Annotated in this window: 13 protein-coding genes; 10 read left to right on the top strand and 3 right to left on the bottom strand. The window is 64.7% G+C overall.

Going from position 1 to position 21,092, the window contains the following annotated elements; translation table 11 throughout:
• Positions 1-31 precede the first annotated feature (31 nt).
• A complete protein-coding gene (gene argA / locus ACTJLC_RS18855) occupies positions 32-1,420 on the bottom strand; it encodes an amino-acid N-acetyltransferase (RefSeq protein WP_073427524.1) in 1,389 nt (462 codons plus the stop codon).
• Between the two features lie 23 nt (positions 1,421-1,443).
• On the opposite strand from argA, the gene hrpA reads away from it, so the two are divergent.
• Positions 1,444-5,667, top strand: a complete 4,224-nt coding sequence (hrpA, locus tag ACTJLC_RS18850) for an ATP-dependent RNA helicase HrpA (protein WP_073427525.1) — start codon at positions 1,444-1,446, stop codon at positions 5,665-5,667.
• A gap of 198 nt (positions 5,668-5,865) precedes the next feature.
• Here hrpA and ACTJLC_RS18845 read toward each other — a convergent pair whose 3' ends face one another.
• Positions 5,866-8,796 (bottom strand): YadA family autotransporter adhesin, encoded by a 2,931-nt coding sequence (locus ACTJLC_RS18845; RefSeq protein ID WP_235004806.1) that lies wholly within the window; start codon positions 8,794-8,796, stop codon positions 5,866-5,868.
• On the opposite strand from ACTJLC_RS18845, the gene ACTJLC_RS18840 reads away from it, so the two are divergent.
• From ACTJLC_RS18840 to ACTJLC_RS18820, 5 genes are all read left to right on the top strand, one after another.
• Positions 8,780-8,968, top strand: a complete 189-nt coding sequence (locus ACTJLC_RS18840; RefSeq protein WP_227470678.1) for a hypothetical protein — start codon at positions 8,780-8,782, stop codon at positions 8,966-8,968. The two genes, ACTJLC_RS18845 and ACTJLC_RS18840, sit on opposite strands and share 17 nt — an antisense overlap.
• A 515-nt stretch (positions 8,969-9,483) precedes the next feature.
• A complete protein-coding gene (locus ACTJLC_RS18835; protein ID WP_073427527.1) occupies positions 9,484-10,503 on the top strand; it encodes a YVTN family beta-propeller repeat protein in 1,020 nt (339 codons plus the stop codon).
• A gap of 33 nt (positions 10,504-10,536) precedes the next feature.
• On the top strand, positions 10,537-11,535 hold the full coding sequence (locus ACTJLC_RS18830) for a sterol desaturase family protein (protein ID WP_114162198.1): 999 nt from the start codon (positions 10,537-10,539) through the stop codon (positions 11,533-11,535).
• A 214-nt stretch (positions 11,536-11,749) separates the two neighbouring features.
• Positions 11,750-12,583, top strand: coding sequence for an EI24 domain-containing protein (locus ACTJLC_RS18825; protein WP_073427529.1), 834 nt, complete (start codon positions 11,750-11,752; stop codon positions 12,581-12,583).
• A 30-nt stretch (positions 12,584-12,613) separates the two neighbouring features.
• Entirely contained in the window at positions 12,614-13,444 is an 831-nt protein-coding gene (locus ACTJLC_RS18820; protein WP_073427530.1) for a competence/damage-inducible protein A, read from the top strand.
• A 219-nt stretch (positions 13,445-13,663) separates the two neighbouring features.
• On the opposite strand, the gene ACTJLC_RS18815 is transcribed toward ACTJLC_RS18820, so the two are convergent.
• Complete coding sequence (locus tag ACTJLC_RS18815) at positions 13,664-14,128, bottom strand: rhodanese-like domain-containing protein (protein WP_073427531.1); 465 nt, start codon at positions 14,126-14,128, stop codon at positions 13,664-13,666.
• 438 nt (positions 14,129-14,566) lie between these two features.
• On the opposite strand from ACTJLC_RS18815, the gene glnA reads away from it, so the two are divergent.
• From glnA to ACTJLC_RS18795, 4 genes are all read left to right on the top strand, one after another.
• Positions 14,567-15,982: a type I glutamate--ammonia ligase gene (gene glnA, locus ACTJLC_RS18810; RefSeq protein WP_073427532.1), complete on the top strand. Its 1,416-nt coding sequence runs from the start codon at positions 14,567-14,569 to the stop codon at positions 15,980-15,982.
• Between the two features lie 250 nt (positions 15,983-16,232).
• A complete protein-coding gene (gene glnL, locus ACTJLC_RS18805; RefSeq protein ID WP_073427533.1) occupies positions 16,233-17,375 on the top strand; it encodes a nitrogen regulation protein NR(II) in 1,143 nt (380 codons plus the stop codon).
• 34 nt (positions 17,376-17,409) lie between these two features.
• Positions 17,410-18,924 (top strand): nitrogen regulation protein NR(I), encoded by a 1,515-nt coding sequence (gene ntrC, locus ACTJLC_RS18800; protein WP_073427534.1) that lies wholly within the window; start codon positions 17,410-17,412, stop codon positions 18,922-18,924.
• A gap of 167 nt (positions 18,925-19,091) precedes the next feature.
• The gene (locus ACTJLC_RS18795) at positions 19,092-21,044 is read left to right on the top strand and encodes a prolyl oligopeptidase family serine peptidase (protein WP_440844845.1); all 1,953 of its coding nucleotides are present in this window, start codon (positions 19,092-19,094) and stop codon (positions 21,042-21,044) included.
• Positions 21,045-21,092: the final 48 nt, after the last annotated feature.

Raw genomic sequence — 21,092 nt, 5'->3', positions numbered from 1 at the left:
TGGGGCGGGCAGGCGCTGTATATGGGGCCGCTCAGAGCTGTTTCATCAGCACGAGCGATTTGCGCTGCCAGTTATAGAGTCTGCGGCGGTCTTCGGGCAGGTCGTCGACGGTCACCTTGACGAAGCCGCGCTTGAGGAACCAGTGCTCGGTGCGCGTGGTGAGCACGAAAATGCGCGTGAGGCCGCGCGCCCGCGCGCGTTGCTCGATGCGCTTCAGGAGCCGCTCGCCGTCGCCGGTGCCTTGCGCCTCGGGCGCGACCGTCAGGCACGCCATTTCGCCGATGCGCTCCTGCGTGTACGGATACAGCGCCGCGCAGCCGAACAGTACGCCATCGTGCTCGATCACCGAGAAATGGTCGATGTCGCGTTCGATCTGGTGACGTCCGCGCCGGACCAGCGTGCCGTCCGATTCCAGCGGCTCGATCAGCGCGAGAATGCCGCCGACGTCGTCCGGCGTGGCTTCGCGCAGGCTTTCGAGGTTCTCGTACGAGATCATCGTGCCCACGCCGTCGTGCAGGAACAGTTCGAGCAGCAGGCTGCCGTCGAGCGCGTACGGGATGATGTGCGCGCGCGCCACGCCGCCGCGGCAGGCGCGAATCGAATGCTTCAGATAAAAGCCCGCGTCGCCGGTGACTTCGCCGCTTTCATGCAGCTTGTAGGCGTCGTCGAGCGACAGTTCGCGGATCAGTTCGGCGCCTTCCTCGCCGGCTTGCATCAGGCCCGGCGTTTCGGTCAGGAACACGATCTTGTCGGCGCGCAGCGCGATAGCGGCGGCCGACGCGACGTCTTCCATCGCCAGGTTGAAGGCCTCGCCGGTGGGCGAGAAGCCGAGCGGCGAGAGCAGCACCAGCTTGCGGCTCGCGAGCGAATGGCGGATCGAGTCCGCGTCGATCTTGCGCACCACGCCGGTGTGGGCGAAATCGACGCCGTCCAGAATGCCGACCGGCCGCGCCGTCACGAAGTTGCCCGATACCACGCTGATGTGCGCGTGCGCCATCGGCGTGTTCGGCAAGCCCTGGCTGATCGCGGCCTCGATGTCCAGACGCACTTCGCCGGCCGCTTCTTTCGCCGATTCGAGCGCGCGCGCGTCGGTGATGCGCATGCCGTGCGAAAATTCAGACTCCACTCCGTGCAAACTCATCTGCTCTTCGACCTGCGGTCGCGAGCCGTGCACCAGAACGATCTGGATGCCCATGGCCTGCAGCAGCGCGATGTCGGACACGAGCGCATTCAGGAGCCCCTGATGCACCACCTCGCCACCGAAGCCGACGACGAACGTCTTGTTTCGGAACGCGTGGATATACGGGGCGACGGAGCGCATCCAGTCGACGAATTGCGCATGCTGTGCGAGGTTTTCCGTTGCTCCGGCGGGGGCCGGAGCGCTCGCGGGCGCGGGGACGAGGTCGGTTTGGGAATTCATGCCGGGGATTATAATGCGCCCCCATGTCGAATGTACCCAAAAGTCCCGCTGCGGCGAACGAGAATGCGGCGCCGGCCGCCGATCAGATGAATGCCGGCGACGCGAAGCGTAGCGATGCGCCGCCCACGCCAAAACCGGCGCGCGAGCCGCGGCGTGCGACGGAAGGCGCGCCGGTGTCGGCGCAGAAAAGCAAGCCGCCGCGTGAGGCGCGCCGCGAGCCGCGCGAGCCACGTGCGCCGCGCGCTCAGCGTATCGTCGAACCCAACCCGATTCCGCCGATCACCTTCCCCGAGGCGCTGCCGGTCTCCGCCCGCCGCGACGAGATCGCCAAGGCCATCGCGCGGAATCAGGTGGTGATCGTCTCCGGCGAGACCGGCTCCGGCAAAACCACCCAGTTGCCGAAGATCTGCCTCGCGTTGGGGCGCGGTCTGGGCGCCGGCGGCGCCGGTCTGATCGGCCACACGCAGCCGCGCCGGATCGCCGCGTCGGCGACGGGCCGCCGCATTGCCGAGGAACTCGGCACGCCGTTCGGCGAAGTGGTCGGCTACAAGGTGCGCTTCACGGACAACCTGTCGCCGGGCGCGTCGGTCAAGCTGATGACCGACGGCATTCTGCTCGCCGAAACGCAAACCGACCCGCTGCTCAAGGCGTATGACACGCTGATCATCGACGAAGCGCACGAGCGCAGCCTGAACATCGATTTTCTGCTCGGCTATCTGAAGGAAATCCTCGTCAGGCGCCCGGATCTGAAGCTGATCGTGACCTCGGCCACCATCGACGCGGACCGCTTCGCGCGCCACTTCGGCAGCGAGGAGAAGCCCGCGCCGGTGATCGAAGTGAGCGGGCGTCTGTATCCGGTCGAGGTGCGCTATCGGCCGGTGGCGGAAGACAGCCCGGCGGTGAAGGCGGCGGAAGGCACGTCCCCGGCGCCGTCGTCGCGCGAATCGCGTGACAGGCCGAAAACTCAACGGGAATTTGGCAAGGACCGCGATCGCGATCTGATGGAAGCGATCGTCGACGCCGTCGACGAACTCTGCCGCGAAGGCCCCGGCGACGTGCTGGTGTTCCTGCCCGGCGAGCGCGAAATCCGCGACGCCGCCGAGGCGCTGCGCAAGCACCATCCGCCGCACACCGAAATCCTGCCGCTGTTCGCGCGGCTTTCCGCCGCCGAACAGGAGCGCGTGTTCCGCACCTCGAACGCGCGCCGCATCGTGCTCGCCACCAACGTCGCCGAAACCTCGCTGACGGTGCCGGGCATTCGCTATGTGGTCGACTCCGGCCTCGCGCGCGTGAAGCGCTACTCGTATCGCAACAAGGTCGAGCAGTTGCAGGTCGAGTCGATTTCGCAGGCCGCCGCCAATCAGCGGGCCGGGCGCTGCGGCCGGGTTGCGGACGGCATCTGCATTCGGCTGTACGAGGAAAGCGACTATCAGGGCCGCGTGCGCTTCACCGATCCGGAGATTTTGCGTTCGTCGCTGGCCTCGGTGATTCTGCGGATGAAGTCGCTGCATCTCACGGCGATCGAAACCTTCCCGTTCATCGAACCGCCGCCGGGCCGCGCGATCGCCGACGGTTATCAACTGCTCAATGAACTGGGCGCGGTCGATGACGATAACGACCTCACGCCGCTCGGCCGCGAACTCGCGCGTTTGCCGCTCGATCCGCGCGTCGGCCGGATGATCCTGGCCGCGCGCGATCAGCAGGCGTTGAAGGAAGTGCTGATCATCGCGAGCGCGCTGTCCGTGCAGGACCCGCGCGACCGGCCGATCGAGGCGCAGGAGCAAGCCGACCAGGCGCATCGCCGGTTCGCCGACGAACGCTCCGAATTCCTGCAGTGGCTGAAAATCTGGAACTGGTTCGAGGAAGCGATCGCGCACAAGAAGTCGAACCGGCAGTTGCAGGACGAGTGCCGCAAGAACTTCCTGTCGCAACTGCGCCTGCGCGAATGGCGCGACGTGCATTCGCAACTATTGACGGTGGTGCGCGAGCACGGCTGGCGTCTGAACGAAGCCGAGGCGACCTTCGAGCAGATTCACCTTGCGCTGCTGACCGGCCTGCTCGGCAACATCGGCCTGAAAGCCGACGACGAACCGTATTACCTCGGCGCGCGCGGCATCAAGTTTTACCTGTGGCCGGGCTCGGCGCTGGTGAAGAAGGCGGGCAAGTGGGCGATGGCCGCCGAACTGGTCGAGACGAGCCGTTTGTACGCGCGCTGCATCGCGAAGATCGAGCCCGAATGGATCGAGAAGATCGGCGCGCATCTGCTGAAGAAATCGCTCTCCGAGCCGCATTGGGAGAAGCGCGCGGCGCAGGTGTCGGCGTTCGAGCGGGCGGTGCTGTACGGGTTGCCGATCTATCACCGGCGGCGCGTGAGCTTCGGCAAGCAGGACCCGGCGCGCGCGCGGGAGTTGTTCATTCGCGGCGCGCTGGTCGAAGGCGAGTTCGATACGAAGCTCGCGTTCTTCGTGCACAACCGCAAGTTGCTCGCCGACATCGAGCAACTGGAGCACAAGTCGCGCCGTCAGGACGTGCTGGTCGACGACGAACTGATTTTCGCCTTCTACGACCAGGCGTTGCCGAAGGGCATTTACACCGGCGCGTCGTTCGAGCGCTGGTATCGCGACGAGGTGAAAAAGAGCGGCCAGCCTGAAGAGAAGCTGCGCCTGCTGTATCTGTCGCGCGACGATCTGATGCGGCATGAAGCCGCCGGCGTGACGACCGATCTGTTCCCGAAGCGCATGACGATGGCGGGCGTCGAGATGACGCTCACCTATCACTTCGAGCCGGGTTCGCCGCGCGACGGCGTGACGCTCGCGGTGCCGCTCTACGCGCTGAACCAGGTCGACGCACGGCGCTGCGAGTGGCTCGTGCCGGGCATGCTGAAGGAGAAGACGCACCTGCTGCTGAAGTCCTTGCCGCAGAAGCTGCGCCGTCATTGCGTGCCGGTGCCGGAGTACGCGGCGGGTTTCGTCGAACGGCACGGCGGGCCGCGCTTCGGCGCGGGCGGTTTGCTCGAATCGCTGATCGCGGATATTCGCGAGCAGACCCAGGTCGCGATGAAACAGTCGGACTTCAAGCTGGAAACGCTGCCGCCGCATCTGTTCATGAACTTCAAGGTTATCGACGAACATGGGCGGCAGCTCGCGATGGGACGCAATCTGTCGCAACTGCGCGCCGAACTCGGCGGGCAGGCGCAGCAGCATTTTCAGAAGATCGCGTCGAGCGCGGCCGGGGCGGCGTTGGCGGGGGCGGGCGGTGGCGGTGTCGCGGGCGCTTCGCCGGTAGCCGCTTCCGCGGGCGCCGCCGGTTCGCCGGGCGGCGGCGCGCAGCGAGGCAAGGGCGCGGCGGTGAGCGGTCCCCAAACCGCGCAGCCTGGCGGCGCGCAAGGCACCGCGCTCTACGAAAAACTGACGACGTGGAATTTCGGCAAGCTCCCCGAGTTGCTCGAGATTCGCCGTGGCGGGCAGACCCTGTTCGGCTATCCCGCGCTGGTGGATCGCGGCGCGCACTGCGACGTCGAGGTGTTCGATTCGCCGGACGAAGCCGCGCGGATTCATCGCGCGGGTTTGCGGCGTCTGTTCGCGTTGCAGTTGAAGGAGCCGATCAAGTATCTGGAAAAGAATCTGCCGGGCTTGCGTGAGATGGCGATGCTGTTCATGCCGCGCGGCACCCAGGAGGAGTTGCGCGATCAGCTGATCGACACCGCGCTCGACCGCGCCTGTCTGCAAGAGCCGCTGCCTGACGACGACGTGAGTTTTCACACGCGCCGCGACGAGGGCCGCAGCCGGCTCACCTTATTGGCGCAGGAAATTTCGCGGCTGGTGGGGCAGATCCTCGGTGAATATGCGGGCGTGACCAAGAAACTGGTGCAGGCAAAGTCGTTCACGGCCGCGCACGCCGACATGCTGAATCAGCTCGATGGACTGATCGGCAAGCGCTTCGTGGTCGATACGCCGTATCCGCAGTTGGCGCATTTTCCGCGCTATCTGAAGGGGATCGCGCTGCGGGTCGACAAGCTGAAGGCCGATCCCGCGCGCGACGCCCGGCAGTTCGCCGAGTTTCAGCCGTTGTGGCAGAACTATCAGCGCGCGGTCGCGCAACGCGGCGGCGTGCTGGACCCGCGCTTGTCGGAGTTCCGCTGGCTGTTGGAGGAGCTGCGCGTTTCCCTGTTCGCGCAGGAGTTGCGCACGCCGATGCCGGTTTCGGTGAAGCGTCTGTACAAAGTGTGGGAGTCGATGCAGCGCTGATGGGGCGGCTCGCAGTCGCTCGATGCGGGCGGCTTGCGAGTATGCCGCCAGGCTTTGGCTTAAAAAACGCGCGATGGCGCTCCTTTTGAGAACGACATCGCGCGAAGGGCGCGAGGCTTGTTGTTGCGCGCCTGGGACGACAACGCTTAAACCGTCGCGATGACCGGCTCGATGCGAGCCGGCCCCGCGAATTCAGGCTTACCAGTGCATGCCGGCGCCGATCGCCGCGCCGAACTGGCCGCGCGAGTCGGTCGTGCCTTGCACCTTGTAGACCCACTTGCCCGTTTCCGACAGTTGCGAGACGCCGAGGGCCAACGCCGACTGGCCGGCATACGTGCCGCCCGCCATCGCGACCATGCCGCGACCCGGCAAGACCGCCTGCGGCAAGCCGGCCATCGCCATGGCGGACGCCGTGCCGCCGTACGAATCACGGCGGGCGGAGCGGATCTGGTCGTCGGTATAGCGGTTCGCCTGGCTGAGCGCGCCGCCGACGCTCTGCTGCAACTGATTGACGTTGACCGCGTCGGTGCCTTGCACGCCGGCCGCGACGTTGGCGATCTGACGCTCCTGCCCGGCCGCGCCGACCGATACCGTATTTGCCCGGTCCGCGACCGAACCCTGGCCTAACGCGACTGAGTTCTCGGCGCTGGCGTTGGCGCCCGCGCCGACGGCAGTGGCGTTGGTGGCGCTGGCGTTGGCGGCCGCGCCCAAGGCGGTGGCGTTGGTCGCGCTCGCGACGGCGTTTGCGCCGATCGCGACCGCGTTCGCGGCGGTGGCCTGCGCGCTCGCGCCCGACGCCAGTGAATGCGCGCCCGACGACACGGCGCCTTCGGCATCGCGATCGCCTTCCGCGCTGAAGAACGGATTGGCCGCGTTGACCACGACGTTGTTGACGATGTCGCTGACAGCGCCGCTGATGGCCGTATTCAACTGGCTGACGTTGACCGCGTCGGTGGCGTCCACGCCGTTCGCGACGTTGTGGATGACGGTGCCGCCGGCCGACGCATCGCCGAGCGTGATGCTGCTGTTGTCGACGCTGCCGTCCTCGTTCGTGTCGTACATGACGGCGCCGTCGAGCTTCGCCGTGGTGGCGGCGCCCTGGTCGCTGACCGCTTTCAACTGGGCGACGTTGACCGCGTCGGTGTCGGCCGTGCCGGCCGCGACGTTGGCGATCTGGCGTTCGTTGCCGGCGGAACCGACGGAGACGGTGTTGGCGCGGTCGGCGACGGAGCCCTGGCCCAGTGCGACGGCGTTGACGGCGTTGGCGCTAGCCTGATTGCCGAATGCGGCGGCATTCTCTGCCGTGGCGCTCGCCTGGTAGCCGAACGCGGCTGTGTTGGTTGCCGCAGCGCTCGCCTGATAGCCGAATGCCGTCGAGCCTTCCTCCTGAGCCGTAGCGAGGCCGCCGACCGCCGTGCTGAAATCGCCGCTTGCCGCTGCGCCCGTGCCCGCGGCCACGCTGGCTTGACCCGACGCCAGCGCGCCGCTGCCCATGGCGACCGCCTGCTCGCCGCTAGCGGAGGCGTCGTCGGTGCCGTCATTGGCGCCATTCGCCTTGAAATAGCGCGACGCGTTCTCGCTCGCCGCCTGCAACTGGCTGACGTTGACCGCATCGGTGGCATCCACGCCTGCCGCGACGTTGCGGATGACGGTGCCGCCGCTTGACGGATCGCCGAGCGTGATGCTTTTCCTGTTGATGCTGGTTCCGTCGGTGTCGTACATGACGGCGCCCTCGAGCTTCGCGGCGGTGGCGGCGCCTTCGTCGCTGACCGCTTTCAACTGGCTGACGTTGACCGCGTCGGTGTCGGCCGTGCCTGCCGCGACGTTGGCGATCTGGCGTTCGTTGCCGGCGCTGCCCACGGAGACCGTATTGACCCGGTCGGCGATGGAGCCCTGGCCGATGGCAACCGAATTGTCGGCGCTGGCGCTCGCCATGTAGCCCAGTGCGACGCCGCCGGCGCCGGTAACGCTCGAATACGCGCCGAGCGCGGTCGCGCCGTTGCTGTCGGCGAAGGACGACGCGCCGATCGACGTGGAGCCCGCGGTATTGGCGACGGCGCTTGCGCCGAGCGCGGTCGAACCCACGCCGCCAGCAGTGGCGCTCATGCCGACTGCGACCGCGTTCTCAGCCGTCGCAGCCGCGCTGACGCCTGCCGCGACCGCATTCGTGCCGTTCGCGACGGCGTCGTCAGAACCGGTGGCCGTGCCGTCTGCCTTGAAATAGTGCAGCGTGCCATTTTGCGCGACGGCCTCGACTTTGCCGTCGACCGCCTTCAACTGGCTGACGTTGACGGCATCGGTCCCCGCCGTGCCCGCCGCGACGTTCGTTAAGCGGCGCTCGTTCGCCGCCGAACCGATGGACACCTCGGCGATCGCCTTGGGGGCCTCGATGTCCGTCGCGCCGTTGCCGGTCGGTTGGTAACCGGGCAGAGCGGGGTCCGCCGTCGTGGTGGACCTGGCGCCCAATGCGACACTATCGATGGAGGTGGCCGTGGCCATGTAGCCGATCGCGACGGCTGAGTTCGCGATGGCCGCGGCCGCGGCGCCAAAAGCGCTCGCATAGCCGCCACGCGCTAGCGCGCCCGCACCCAATGCCATTGAGCCCGCACTGCCGACGTCCACGCTGGCCTCATACCCGATCGCGACGGCAAAGTTGGATGCGGCGTTCGCCGATCTGCCGCCGGCGAACGCGGCGGAGCCCGTGGTATGCGCTCCAAAGCCGAGTGCCGTGGACATATCGCCCATTGCCTCCGACGTGGCGCCCACGGCGACGGAACCCTTGCCCGTCGCTCTGGCGTGCGTACCCGTTGCGATTGAATTTTCTTGCACGGTAAGTGCCTGGAAGCCAGTCGCAATCGAGCCGCTGCCCCCGGCGATAGCCTCCGCGCCTATTGCAATCGTGGCGTCGTCGAGCGCTTGCGCAGTGAGACCTGCCGCCAGTGAGCGGGTGCCGTCTGCGCTCGCCCCGATACCTGCCGCCAGCGCGCCGGTTTTGGTCGCGCTCGCGTCCGTATCGGTGGCCGGATCGTTCGGGCTGGCCGTGAAGTAGATCGTCGCATGCGCCGCCGATGCCGCGCCCGCCAACGCTGCCGCGACCAGCACCGCTTGCGCGATGCGCTTCCTGCGCATGGCCGCGGTTCGCTTTTCGCCCGATATCGCAGGTTCCGGCGCCGCCAGCCGCGTGTGGGGTGCTTCACAGCAAACCAATGGGTTCTTCCTGTTCATCTTTTACGAGTCTCCGGGTATTGCTTGCGTGGACGGCGCATGGGCGCGTGTTAATGGAGAAGACTTCATCGCCTGAATAAATCGTGCAAAAAATAACCCGCGGACCTTGGCTTTCATGAGTCAGCGTCTTCGGCGTTTTTTGCGTGCACGAAACACCCGCGTCACGCTCATTCGTCCACAGGGATTGGCTGTGTGGGCGATGTAGCGGCGGGATTGTCCAATCTGGCGCTGCGCAAGCGATGTCAGGTAAATCTGAAATTGGCCCGGAAAAATCGCTTTATATTGATGCCTCTTAACTTGAAAAATCTAAAATAGAGGAAATAAGGAATTGAAGAAATTATTCTTATAAATGGATTATTTTATTTGGATATTTCTTGAGTTGTATGAGCAAATCAAGACTCGACGTTTCAGCCGCGGATCCATTTTCCGCGCGTCGCAAGGAGCACGAACCCGCTGCGCCAGGCCGTTCGAGGCGCGATCATCGGAGTCAATCGCGCCCCTGTTTTTTCGCGCGCTGGATACCCGATCCACGTCAACCGCTGGCCGCGGCAAACGTTCTACAATGACAGCCGTTCTCCGAAGTGAGTTTTCATGCGCAAATTTTTCCTTCCCGGCTTGACTGCCACGTTCGCCGCGGGCGCGGCGCTGGTTGCCGCCGCAGGCCTGTTTTCCCCGGCGGCTCACGCCAACAACGTGATCGTGCTCAATTCCGGCGAAGCCACGCTGAGCCTCATCGACGAGACCAGCCGCCAGGTCGTCGGCACGGTGCCCACCGGCAAGGAACCGCATCACCTGATGGTCACGCCGGACAGTTCATCGCTGATCGTCGCCAATTCGGTATCGAACAATCTGATGTTCGTCGATCCGAAGTCGGGCCAGGTGCAGCGCTGGGTCGAAAACATCGAGGATCCTTATCAGATCGGTTTTTCGCCCGACCGCAAATGGCTCGTCACCACCGGGCTGCGTCTGGACAGGCTCGACATCTATCACTACGACAACCAGAACAAACAGATGACGCTGGCGTCGCGCCTGCCGCTCGCGGTCATGCCGAGCCACATGGCGTTCACCAACGACAGCAAGACCGTGTTCGTCACGCTGCAGGTCTCGGGCGAACTGGCCGCGATCGATCTGGCCACGCAAACCGTCAAATGGAAGATGAAGGTCGGCAAGGTGCCGGCCGGGCTATGGATGACGCCGGGCGAGAAGTACCTGCTGATCGGCATGACCGGCGCGGATTACGTCGCGGTGGTGGACTGGCGCAACCAGAAGATCGTCAAGACCATCCAGACGGGCAAGGGCGCGCACAACTTCCGGTCGCTGGCCGACGGCAAGCACGTCGCGGTGTCGAACCGGGTTGCGAGCACGATCAGCATTCTCGACGAGGACACGCTCACGAACGTCGGCGACATTGGCGGTTTGCTGCCTGGACCGGACGACATGGAGCTTTCCGCCGACAAACGCTATCTGTGGGTGACGTTCCGCTTCGCGAAGCACGTCGGCGTGATCGACCTGACCACGCGCAAGCTGGTCCAGACGATTGCCGTCGGCCGTTCGCCGCACGGCATCTATTTCTTCAATCGCGCGCCGGTCACGGCGCCGAACGGCGCCTGAACAGCCGCTAGAATGAAGTAACCGGCCAGCACCATGTTCCATCTCATCTTCTCTTCGCTCGACAGCTTCGTCTCCGCCGTGCAGACGCTGCTGTACGTCGACGTGGTGCAGCCGCTGCTGTTCCGCTTCGATCTGATGGATTACGACGAAGACACTTACGACAGCCTGTACTGGCTGATCGTGGGCGTGTTCGAGGTGCTGGCCATGTACGCGGTGCTGCGGCCGCTCGAGGCGCTGCGGCCGGTGGAGCAGTGGCAAAACCGCAAGGCGGTGCGCGTCGACGTGATCTATACGTGGATCGCCAAGCTCGGCATTCTCAACCTGTTCTTTTTCTTCGCGCTGCAGCCGCTTTTCGACAACGTGCAGGCCTGGTTGCGGCTGCACAACATCGCGAATATCGAATTCGACAATCTGTGGCCCGGCGTCACCACGCAGCCGCTCGTCACGTTCGTCATGTACCTGCTCGCGCTCGACTTCGCGGGTTACTGGTATCACCGCTGGCAGCACCGGGTCGGCGTGTGGTGGGAACTGCACGCGGTGCATCACAGCCAGCAGCAGATGTCGCTGTGGGCCGACGACCGCAATCATCTGCTCGACGATCTGCTGCAGGCGTCGTTCTTTGCGATGATCGCGCTGGTGATCGGCGTGCCGCCGTCGCAATTCGTCGTGCTGGTCGCCATCACGAATCTCGCGCAGAGCGTGCAGCACGCGAATATCCGCCTGTATTTCGGCTGGCTCGGCGAGCGCCTGCTGGTGAGTCCGACTTTCCATCGCCGTCACCATGCGATGGGTTATGGCCATGAAGGGCTGAAATACGGTTGCAACTTCGGGGTGCTGTTCCCCTGGTGGGACATGCTGTTTCGCAGCGCCTCGTGGAGCCGCGACATGGAGCCGACCGGCATCGCCGATCAACTCGACGGCCGCCGCTATGGCGACGGATTCTGGGCGCAGCACTGGCTCGCGTTCGTGCGAATCGCCAGGCGTCTTTCGTCGAAACGCGGCACCGAAGGCGGTGACGCCGCCGCCGTTTGAGCCCCACGCGATTCGAGCCCGATTCGAGCCCGATCTTCGCCCGATTCCCGCCTGATTACTCCTGCGTCACTCCTTCATCACCCGCCGCCGGTTTCCCCGGCGGCGCATCACGTGGTTTATCCTGTCCACGTTTGCGCGCGCTGCAACGCTGTTCTGACCGGCTCGTCGCGCGCTTCCTTTTATCCCATCGTTTCGTTTACCGGCACTGGCACGCATGAATGATCTGTTGCGCTCGTTCGGACGCGCGCTTACAAGCGCGCTCCACCCGCGCATGCTCTGGCTGACCTTCATGCCGTTTTTCGCGGCCACGGTCGGCTGGGGCGTGATCCTGTGGTTTTCCTGGCAGACGCTGATCGGCGCGACCCGCACCTGGCTCGCGAGCTGGTCGTTCACGGCCACGCTCTATCAACTGTTCGACTGGCTCGGCTTTGCGTCGCTGCATGCGGCGATCGCGCCGTTCATCGTGATCGCGATGGCGATTCCGCTGATCGTCGTCACCGTGCTGCTGCTGATCGCCACGCTGTCGATGCCGGCGGTCATCCGTTTCCTGTCGACGCGGCAATTCACCGGCCTCGAAATGCGCCGAGGCGGAACGTGGTACGGTAGCCTCGGCCATGCGTTGTGGACCACCCTGGTCTGTCTGGTGCTGCTGATCGTCACGTTGCCGCTCTGGCTGGTGCCGCCGTTCTTCGCGCTGATTCCGCCGCTGCTGTGGGGCTGGCTGACCTATCGCGTGATGACTTACGACGCGCTTGCGCTGCACGCCACGCGCGACGAGCGTCGCGCACTGGTGCGGCGCTTCCGCCTGCCGCTGCTGCTGATCGGCATCGCCAGCGGTCTGATGGGCTCGCTGCCCACGCTGCTGTGGGTGTCGTCGGTATGGCTGATCGTGCTGTTCCCGGTAATCACCGCGGTGACGATCTGGATCTACGCGTTCATCCTCGTGTTCTCGGCGTTGTGGTTCGGCTACTACTGTCTGCGCGCGCTGCAACGCATGCGCGCGGAAGAGCACGGCGGCGCGCGGCAGACGGCGCCGGTTCCTTATTGATGAATTACTGACTAAGCGAAAGAGGCGGCAATGGCATTTGGCGTCATCATCATCGGCGATGAAATCCTGTCGGGCAGGCGCGTCGACAAGCATCTGCCGAAGGTCATCGAATTGCTGGGCGCGCGCGGACTGTCGCTCGGCTGGGCGGAATATATCGGCGACGATCCCGAGCGCATCACGGCGACGCTGCGGCGCACGTTCGCGTCGGGCGACGTCGTGTTCTCCACGGGCGGCATCGGCGCCACCCCGGACGATCACACTCGCCAGTGCGCGGCGGCCGCGCTCGGCGTGCCGCTTCAATTGCATCCGGAAGCGGCGCGGCTGATCCAGGAGCGCATCCGCGATATGTATCCGGCGACCGCGGCAACGCCGCTCGATCTGGAAACGCCGGAAAACCTGCATCGCCTGAACATGGGCACCTATCCGCAGGGCGCTTCGATCATTCCGAACGGCTACAACAAGATTCCGGGTTTTTCGATCGGCCAGCATCACTTCGTGCCGGGTTTCCCGGTGATGGCGTGGCCGATGATCGAGTGGGTGCTGGATACGCAGTACGCGCATTTGCATCACGCCATGCCGCACGCGGAAAAATCACTGCTGGTGTTCGAGTTGCCGGAATCGCGTGTGACGCCGTTGATGGAGAAGATCGAACGGGATTTTCCGGGCGTGCGGGTGTTCAGCCTGCCGAGCGTGGGCGACGCCGAACGCGGCGGCGTGTATGCGCGGCATCACATCGATCTGGGTGTGAAGGGCGAGCCGGAAGCCGTCGCGGCGGCGTTCGTCAAACTGCGCGAAGGGGTGCATCTGCTGGGCGGCGACATCGTCGAATTGGACGCGGCCGCGGCCAAACCGCGCGATTGATTCGCGGGCTACGCGAGCGAGTTTTTTTCGGCGCTCGTGAGGCCGTGCGGGCACTCTCTCGCCGGCTGTGCTTCATTGTGTAGTCGCCGCATCATCGGCCTGTCACACTCAGCGCCGACGATGCGTTTCAGGCAGGCGTGCGCGCATGCCAATGGCAACCGGCAACCGGCAACGGTCGGCCAACGGGTCAGCCAACCGCGCCAACCGCGCCGTCCGCGATCATGCGCCGATCCACGGCAAGCCGCGAAAACACCAGCCCGACACCGTCTTCCGATGCCCCTGGCCGTCCTTGTCGCCTTCGAAGCCTTCGAGCAGGTCGTACGCCTGGGTGAAGCCGGCCTGGGCCGCGGCGATCGCGGCGAGCTTCGAGCGCGCGGCGCTGCGGCACAGGAAGAGCACCGGCGTATCCGGCGAGGCGACCTGTTTCAACTGATCGAGGAATTCCTGGTTCGGCACCGCGCCCGGATAGCGCGTCCATTCCACGTGCGCGTATTGCCCGTCGCCGACAACCGGCCGACCGACCCAATCGAGTTCGGCGCGCGTGCGCACATCGACGAGACGCGCGCGCGGATCGAGTTGCAGCAGTTCGAACGCCTCGGCCGGCGAGATCGCGCCCGCGTAGGGCAACTGGTTTTCGCCGCGACGCTTTTCCGCCTGGGCGTATAGCTGTTCAAGCGTGCTCATGAGCGTGTCTCTCTCTTGGACCAAATAACCATTCTAGCGCGCAGCGCGAAGCGGAGAGGATCGGCGGGCGCCAGAAACCTTGGGAGTCGCCGCGCAAGTGTAATGTTCTCTAATGGTGCAAAATCTAGAAAATGCACCAAAATAGGTATAACGGCAAGGTCGCAGTTAGGTCATGCACGTTTTCGGTGCCATGCCCGAATCGCCGATTTCGGGGCTGCATGCCATTCGGTGCGCGCATTCCCCGCAAACGCGCGCGCACAATGGGTCTGCGCCGGCTTGGCGCATGCATGGCACAGAAGCTGCTTCATTGCTTCCGATCGACTTGTCCCACAGGCTCGAATGTCCGCCTCGACGAAACCAGGGGTGGACGCGCCGGGACGGGTCAGCTAGATTGGGCGGCGGCTGAACCCGCCGAATTCGTTAATCAGGAGATAGGTTATGAGTAAATCCGTGGCCGACGTCGTGCAACTCGTCAAAGACGAAGACGTCAAGTTTGTCGACTTTCGTTTCACCGACACGCGCGGCAAGGAGCAACACGTTTCGGTGCCGGTGTCGGCATTCGATGAAGACAAGTTCGAAAGCGGCCATGCGTTTGACGGTTCGTCGATTGCCGGTTGGAAGGGCATCGAAGCATCGGATATGTTGCTGGTCCCGGACGCGAACACGGCCTTCATCGACCCGTTCTATGAAGAATCCACCCTCGTGCTGACCTGCGACGTCGTCGAACCGGCGGACGGCAAGGGCTACGAGCGCGACCCGCGCTCGCTCGCCAAGCGCGCTGAAGCCTATCTGAAGAGCACGGGCCTGGGCGACACGGCATTCTTCGGTCCGGAACCGGAATTCTTCATTTTCGACTCGGTCCAGTGGAACACGGATCAGTCGGGCTGCTTCATCAAGATCGGTTCGGAAGAAGCACCGTGGTCGTCGGCGAAGGAATTCGAAGGCGGCAACACCGGCCACCGTCCGGGCACGAAGGGCGGCTATTTCCCGGTCGCTCCGGTCGACACGTTCCAGGACATCCGTTCGGAAATGTGCCTGCTGCTCGAACAGATCGGCATTCCGGTCGAAGTGCATCACCACGAAGTCGCGGGCCAGGGCCAGAATGAAATCGGCACCAAGTTCTCGACGCTGGTGCAACGCGCCGACTGGCTGCAGCAGATGAAGTACATCATCCACAACGTCGCGCACACGTACGGCAAGACGGCTACGTTCATGCCGAAGCCGGTGGTCGGCGATAACGGTTCGGGCATGCACGTTCACCAGTCGATCTGGAAGGACGGCACGAACCTGTTCGCGGGCAACGGTTACGCGGGTCTGTCGGAATTCGCGCTGTTCTACATCGGCGGCATCATCAAGCATGCTCGCGCGCTGAACGCGATCACGAACCCGTCGACGAACTCGTACAAGCGCCTCGTGCCGCACTTCGAGGCGCCGGTGAAGCTGGCTTACTCGGCTCGCAACCGTTCGGCGTCGATCCGCATTCCGCACGTGTCGAATCCGAAGGGCCGCCGTATCGAAACGCGCTTCCCGGATCCGATGGCGAATCCGTACCTGTGCTTCTCCGCGCTGATGATGGCGGGTCTGGACGGCGTGCAGAACAAGATTCATCCGGGCGAAGCTGCCGACAAGAACCTGTACGACCTGCCGCCGGAAGAGGATGCAAAGATCCCGACCGTGTGTGCCGGCCTCGACCAGGCGCTGGACGCACTCGACGCGGACCGCGAATTCCTGACGCGCGGCGGCGTGTTCACGGATTCGATGCTCGACGCGTACATCGAACTGAAGACGGGCGAGCTGCAACGCTATCGTCAGTCGGTGCACCCGATCGAATTCGAAATGTACTACTCGCTGTAAGCGGCAATGGCGCTTCGCCCTTCAAACGGCGAAGCGCTTTGCCCGACGCTCGCGATCGGTCACGAAGGGACGGCGGCGCCGTCCCTTTTTCGTTGGATCGAGCGCAACGTTTGCGATCCGCGTAGGCGACGTTCGCGACATGCGCGTAGGCGACATGCGCGTAGGCGACATGCGCGAGCCGCGGGCACCGGGCGACACAAAACGCGCTACACCTGATTTATCACCATCTCCTATCGGCCGGACTGCAAAGATGGTTCTCAAGAATCTGATCAAGGCAAGGAAAGGGCAGGAGCAAACGCTGTCGGACGACGCTCTCCTCGTGAGTTCCGGTTTGCTGCCCGGCTTCGAGGCGTTGCCGACAGTCGTGCTGGTGCTCGAAAAGCGCACGCTGCGCGTCGTGTTCGCGAACCCGTCGGCCGAATCGATGCTGGAGCTTTCGCGCCGGCAACTCACGCAGATGGCGTGGCCGGACATCTTCTCGAATGCGGACGAACTGCTCGCGACCATCTCCGCGATCGCCGCCCACCGTTTTCACGCGACGCATCTCGACGCCGTGCTCGAGCGTCCCGGTCACGAGCCGCTGCACGTGCATGCGATCGTCGGCTTTCTGGAAACGGCGCAGGACTACGTGCTGCTCGAACTGTTCGAGAACGAGCGGCATCTGCGCACCGACCGCGAGGAGCGCATCAACGACCTCACGGCGGTCAACAAGCAACTGATCCGCAATCTCGCGCACGAGATCAAGAATCCGCTCGGCGGGATTCGCGGCGCGGCGCAACTGCTCGAGTTCGAACTCGGCGAGCGTCAGCGCGACGAGTTGCGCGAGTACACGCAGGTCATCATCAAGGAATCGGACCGCTTGCAGACGCTGGTCGACCGCCTGCTCGAACCGCACCGTCATCCGCATATCGTCGGCGACGTGAATATTCACGAGGTGTGCGAGCGCGTGCGCCAGGTGATTCTCGCGGAGTTTCCGCGCGGCCTCACGATCGAACGCGATTACGACGTGAGCGTGCCCGATTTGCGCGGCGACAAGGAACAACTGATTCAGGCGCTGCTGAACATCGTGCGCAATGCGGCCGAGGCGCTGCGTGAGCGCATCTCGCAAGGCGACGCGCGCATCGAATTGCGCACCCGCATTGCGCGCAAGATCACGGTGTCGAAACGTTTATGTAAGCTGGCACTGGACTTGCATATCATCGACAACGGCCCAGGCATTCCCGAGGAGATCCGTGACCGCATCTTTTATCCGCTCGTGTCGGGGCGCGAGGACGGCAGCGGTCTCGGTCTGACGCTCGCGCAGACCTTCGTGCAACAACACGACGGACTGATCGAAGTGGAAAGCCGCCCGGGCCACACCGAGTTTCAGATTGTGCTGCCGCTCGACTGCTAAACCAAACGCATCTCAAGAATTCTGACCGACCCATATGAAGCCGATCTGGATAGTAGACGACGATCAATCGATTCGCTGGGTGCTCGAAAAAGCGCTCGCCCGCGAAAACTTCGCGACACGCAGCTTCGCGAACGTGCGTGAGGCGTCGGCCGCGCTCGATCACGACAGCCCGCAAGTGCTGGTGTCCGACATCAGGATGCCAGGCGGCTCCGGCCTCGAATTGCTGCAAACCGTGCGTGACAAGGTGCCGGGCTTGCCCGTCATCATCATGACGGCGTTCTCGGATCTGGATAGCGCGGTCGCCGCATTTCAGGGCGGCGCGTTCGAGTACCTCGCCAAACCGTTCGACGTCGACAAGGCCGTCGAACTGATCCGCCGCGCCGTCGACGAAAGCATGCGCGGCGAACAGACGTGGGACGACCGCGTCGCCGATGCACCGGAAATGCTCGGCCAGGCGCCGGCGATGCAGGATATGTTCCGCGCGATCGGCCGCTTGTCGCATTCCGCCGCCACCGTGCTCATTACCGGCGAATCAGGCACCGGGAAGGAACTGGTCGCGCGTGCGTTGCACCGACATAGCCCACGCTCGAACGGTCCCTTCATTGCCTTGAACACCGCCGCGATTCCGAAGGACTTGCTGGAATCCGAACTGTTCGGCCATGAGCGCGGCGCGTTCACCGGCGCGCAGGCCATGCGCCAGGGGCGCTTCGAGCAGGCCGAGAACGGCACGCTGTTTCTCGATGAAATCGGCGACATGCCGTTCGATCTGCAAACGCGCCTGTTGCGCGTACTGTCGGACGGGCAGTTCTATCGCGTCGGCGGCCACAATCCGTTGCGGGCCAACGTGCGCGTGATCGCGGCGACGCACCAGAATCTCGAATCGCGCGTGCGCCAGGGCCTGTTCCGCGAGGACTTGTATCACCGGCTCAATGTGATCCGCTTGCGTTTGCCTGCGCTGCGCGAGCGCAGCGAGGACATTCCGCTGCTCACGCGTCACTTCCTGCAAAAGAGTGCGCGCGATCTGGGCGTCGAGCCCAAGCGCGTGTCCGAAGACGCGCTGGCGTATCTCGCGTCGCTGCCGTTTCCGGGCAACGTGCGTCAGTTGGAGAACCTCGCCAACTGGCTGACGGTGATGGCGCCCGCGCAGACCATCGAGATCAAGGACTTGCCGCCCGACCTCGGTCCCGCGCAAGCCGGCGTGAGCGATCTCGCGGGCGGCGGCGGAGTGCTCGGTAATGGCGAAGCCGGCCTCGCGGCGACGGCGCCGATCAACGGCGCGAGCGCTTCGGCGCAACCGGCCGCGGCCGGCGGCTTGCCGGTCGCGACGCCTGTGAGCGCCTGGGAAGGCGGTCTGCGTACCGAAGTCGCGCGCCTGTTGCGCGAGAACTCGGCCGACGTCATGGACGAACTCGCGCGCCGTTTCGAAGCGGCGGTGATTCGCGAGGCGCTGGATTTCACGCGTGGCCGCAAGGTGGAAGCGGCCGAGCGTCTGGGCATCGGCCGCAATACGATTACGCGCAAGATTCAGGAGCTCAATCTCGAGCCTTGAGGTTCGTGCTGAGGTTCGTGCTTGAAGTTGGCGTGATGTGACGCGGAGCGGTTCGGGTATCGCTCCGTCGTTCGCGGCTTCATCCATGTCGGCGCTGGCGAGCATCGTCAAAGGCGCTTCGCTTCGCGCAGGGCATAATCAACGCTGTTTTCATTCGACAGCCGACGATGCCCGCTTCTCCCGCTACTCGCGGCCCCTTTCTCTGGCCGCTTTCTCCCGATTCCTTTCTGTCGCTCGAAGCGCTCGACGATCCCGCCGCGCTCGCGTGGGTCGACGCGCAGAATGTCCGCACGCGCGCCGCGTGGTGCAGCGGTGCGCAATTCGAGTCGCTCAGGCAACAGCTCGCCGACGCTTATCTGCCGCGCGAGCGTCCGGTCATTCCCGATCGCTGGAAGGATTGGGCCTACGATCTCTGGCAGGACGAGCGCAATCCGAAGGGCATCTGGCGGCGCACCACATGGGCCGCATGGCGCAGCGGCGCGCCCGTGTGGCAGACCCTGCTCGACTTCGACGCGCTCGGCGCGGCGGAAGGCACGCCGTGGGTATGCGTGGAACTCGACATTCTTTACCCGGATGGCGATCGCGCGCTGGTGACGCTGTCGCCGGGCGGCTCGGACGCATTGGTGGTGCGCGAATTCGATATCGACGCCCAACGTTTCGTCGACGACGGCTTCGTGATCGCGAAGGCCGGCAAGCACACCGCGTCGTGGATCGACCGCGATACGTTGTACGTCGGTTGGGACAATGGCCGCAAGACGCTCACGCGCTCAGGCTACCCGCGTGAAGTGCGCCGCTGGACGCGAGGCACGGCGCTGGCCGACGCGCCGGTGGTGTTCAAAGGCGCGTTCGGCGACATCGGCGTCGAAGCGCACTACGATCCGGTCGAACAGCGGCATACGGTGGTGAGCAGCGTCGACTTCTTCGATTCGCACACGTATTACCTAGAGAGCGCCGCGGCTGCCGCCGATGCCTGGCGCCGTTACGACGTGCCCTCGCATGTCGCGGTGAGCGGTTGGCAGGGCTGGCTGCTGCTGGAGCCGCGCCTCGATTGGCATTGCAACGGCGCGCATTACGCGGGCGGCGCGTTGCTGGCGATTCGCGAAGCGGCGTTCCTGCGCGGCGAGCGCGACGTCACGCCGCTTTTCATGCCGACACCGCGAACCTCGGTGTGCGAGTGGACGCATACGCGCAACCATCTGATCGTGTCGTATCTCGAGGATGTGCGAAACCAGACCTTGCTGTGGACGCCCGCGCGAGATGCCGATCAAGAAGGTTGGCATTGGCGGCGGCGCGTCTTTCCGTCGCGCGACGACGCGCAAGCCGAAGTCTCGCCGGTCGAGCCGACGTTGAACGACGAAGTGTTCGTCGATACCGACGACTATCTGCAACCGCCGGCGTACTGGCTCACCGACCTCGCCCGCGACGATCTGACCGGTTGGGAATTGCTCGATCGCTGGCCGACGCAATTCGACGCAACGCCGTTCGCAGTGACGCGCGCGCATGCGGTGTCCGCTGACGGCACGCGCGTGCCGTACACCGTGATCGGGCCGCGCGTCATGCAAGAAGCGTCGCAAGAGGCCACGTCAGAGCGCGCACGGCAACACGCGCGGCCATGCCTGCTCAACGGCTACGGCGGCTTCGCGATTCCCTTGCTGCCGAGCTATCTGACGGGACAGGGCATCGGCTGGCTCGCGCGCGGCGGCGTCTACGTGGTCGCGCATATCCGCGGCGGCGGCGAATTCGGCACGGAGTGGCACACGGCGGCGCAGGGCGAGCATCGGCAGCGTTCGTTCGACGATTTCATCGCGGTGGCCGAGGCGCTCATCAGCACCGGCGTGACGAGTGCCGCGCAACTCGGCATTCAGGGCGGCAGCAACGGCGGTTTGCTGGTGGCCGCGTGCATGGTGCAGCGCCCCGAGCTGTTCGGCGCGGTGGTATGCGAGGTGCCCTTGCTCGACATGAGCCGCTATCACCTGCTGCATGCGGGTGCCTCGTGGATCGACGAATACGGCGATCCCGATGACCCCGACGAAGCGCGCGTGCTGGCCGCTGATATGACTTTCCGTGTCAATCGCGATATCCAGGTTTGCGGTTTTTCCATAGGCAAAGGAATTTCCTGAGGGCGACGTAGCAGTAAGGTCGACGGTGAATCACGCTGATATCCGCGG

This window comes from Paraburkholderia sp. 22099 (assembly GCF_052045835.1).
Classification (GTDB): Bacteria; Pseudomonadota; Gammaproteobacteria; order Burkholderiales; family Burkholderiaceae; genus Paraburkholderia; species Paraburkholderia terricola.
This window is presented reverse-complemented; position numbering and strand designations above follow the sequence as displayed.

Coding starts and splice junctions, on each gene's coding strand:
- ACTJLC_RS18835 (WP_073427527.1), top strand. CDS start 9,484: ATGCGCAAATTTTTCCTTCCCGGCTTGACTGCCACGTTCGCCGCGGGC.
- ACTJLC_RS18830 (WP_114162198.1), top strand. CDS start 10,537: ATGTTCCATCTCATCTTCTCTTCGCTCGACAGCTTCGTCTCCGCCGTG.
- ACTJLC_RS18795 (WP_440844845.1), top strand. CDS start 19,092: ATGCCCGCTTCTCCCGCTACTCGCGGCCCCTTTCTCTGGCCGCTTTCT.
- argA (WP_073427524.1), bottom strand. CDS start 1,420: ATGAATTCCCAAACCGACCTCGTCCCCGCGCCCGCGAGCGCTCCGGCC.
- ACTJLC_RS18820 (WP_073427530.1), top strand. CDS start 12,614: ATGGCATTTGGCGTCATCATCATCGGCGATGAAATCCTGTCGGGCAGG.
- glnA (WP_073427532.1), top strand. CDS start 14,567: ATGAGTAAATCCGTGGCCGACGTCGTGCAACTCGTCAAAGACGAAGAC.
- ACTJLC_RS18825 (WP_073427529.1), top strand. CDS start 11,750: ATGAATGATCTGTTGCGCTCGTTCGGACGCGCGCTTACAAGCGCGCTC.
- ACTJLC_RS18815 (WP_073427531.1), bottom strand. CDS start 14,128: ATGAGCACGCTTGAACAGCTATACGCCCAGGCGGAAAAGCGTCGCGGC.
- ntrC (WP_073427534.1), top strand. CDS start 17,410: ATGAAGCCGATCTGGATAGTAGACGACGATCAATCGATTCGCTGGGTG.
- glnL (WP_073427533.1), top strand. CDS start 16,233: ATGGTTCTCAAGAATCTGATCAAGGCAAGGAAAGGGCAGGAGCAAACG.
- ACTJLC_RS18845 (WP_235004806.1), bottom strand. CDS start 8,796: ATGCGCAGGAAGCGCATCGCGCAAGCGGTGCTGGTCGCGGCAGCGTTG.
- hrpA (WP_073427525.1), top strand. CDS start 1,444: ATGTCGAATGTACCCAAAAGTCCCGCTGCGGCGAACGAGAATGCGGCG.
- ACTJLC_RS18840 (WP_227470678.1), top strand. CDS start 8,780: ATGCGCTTCCTGCGCATGGCCGCGGTTCGCTTTTCGCCCGATATCGCA.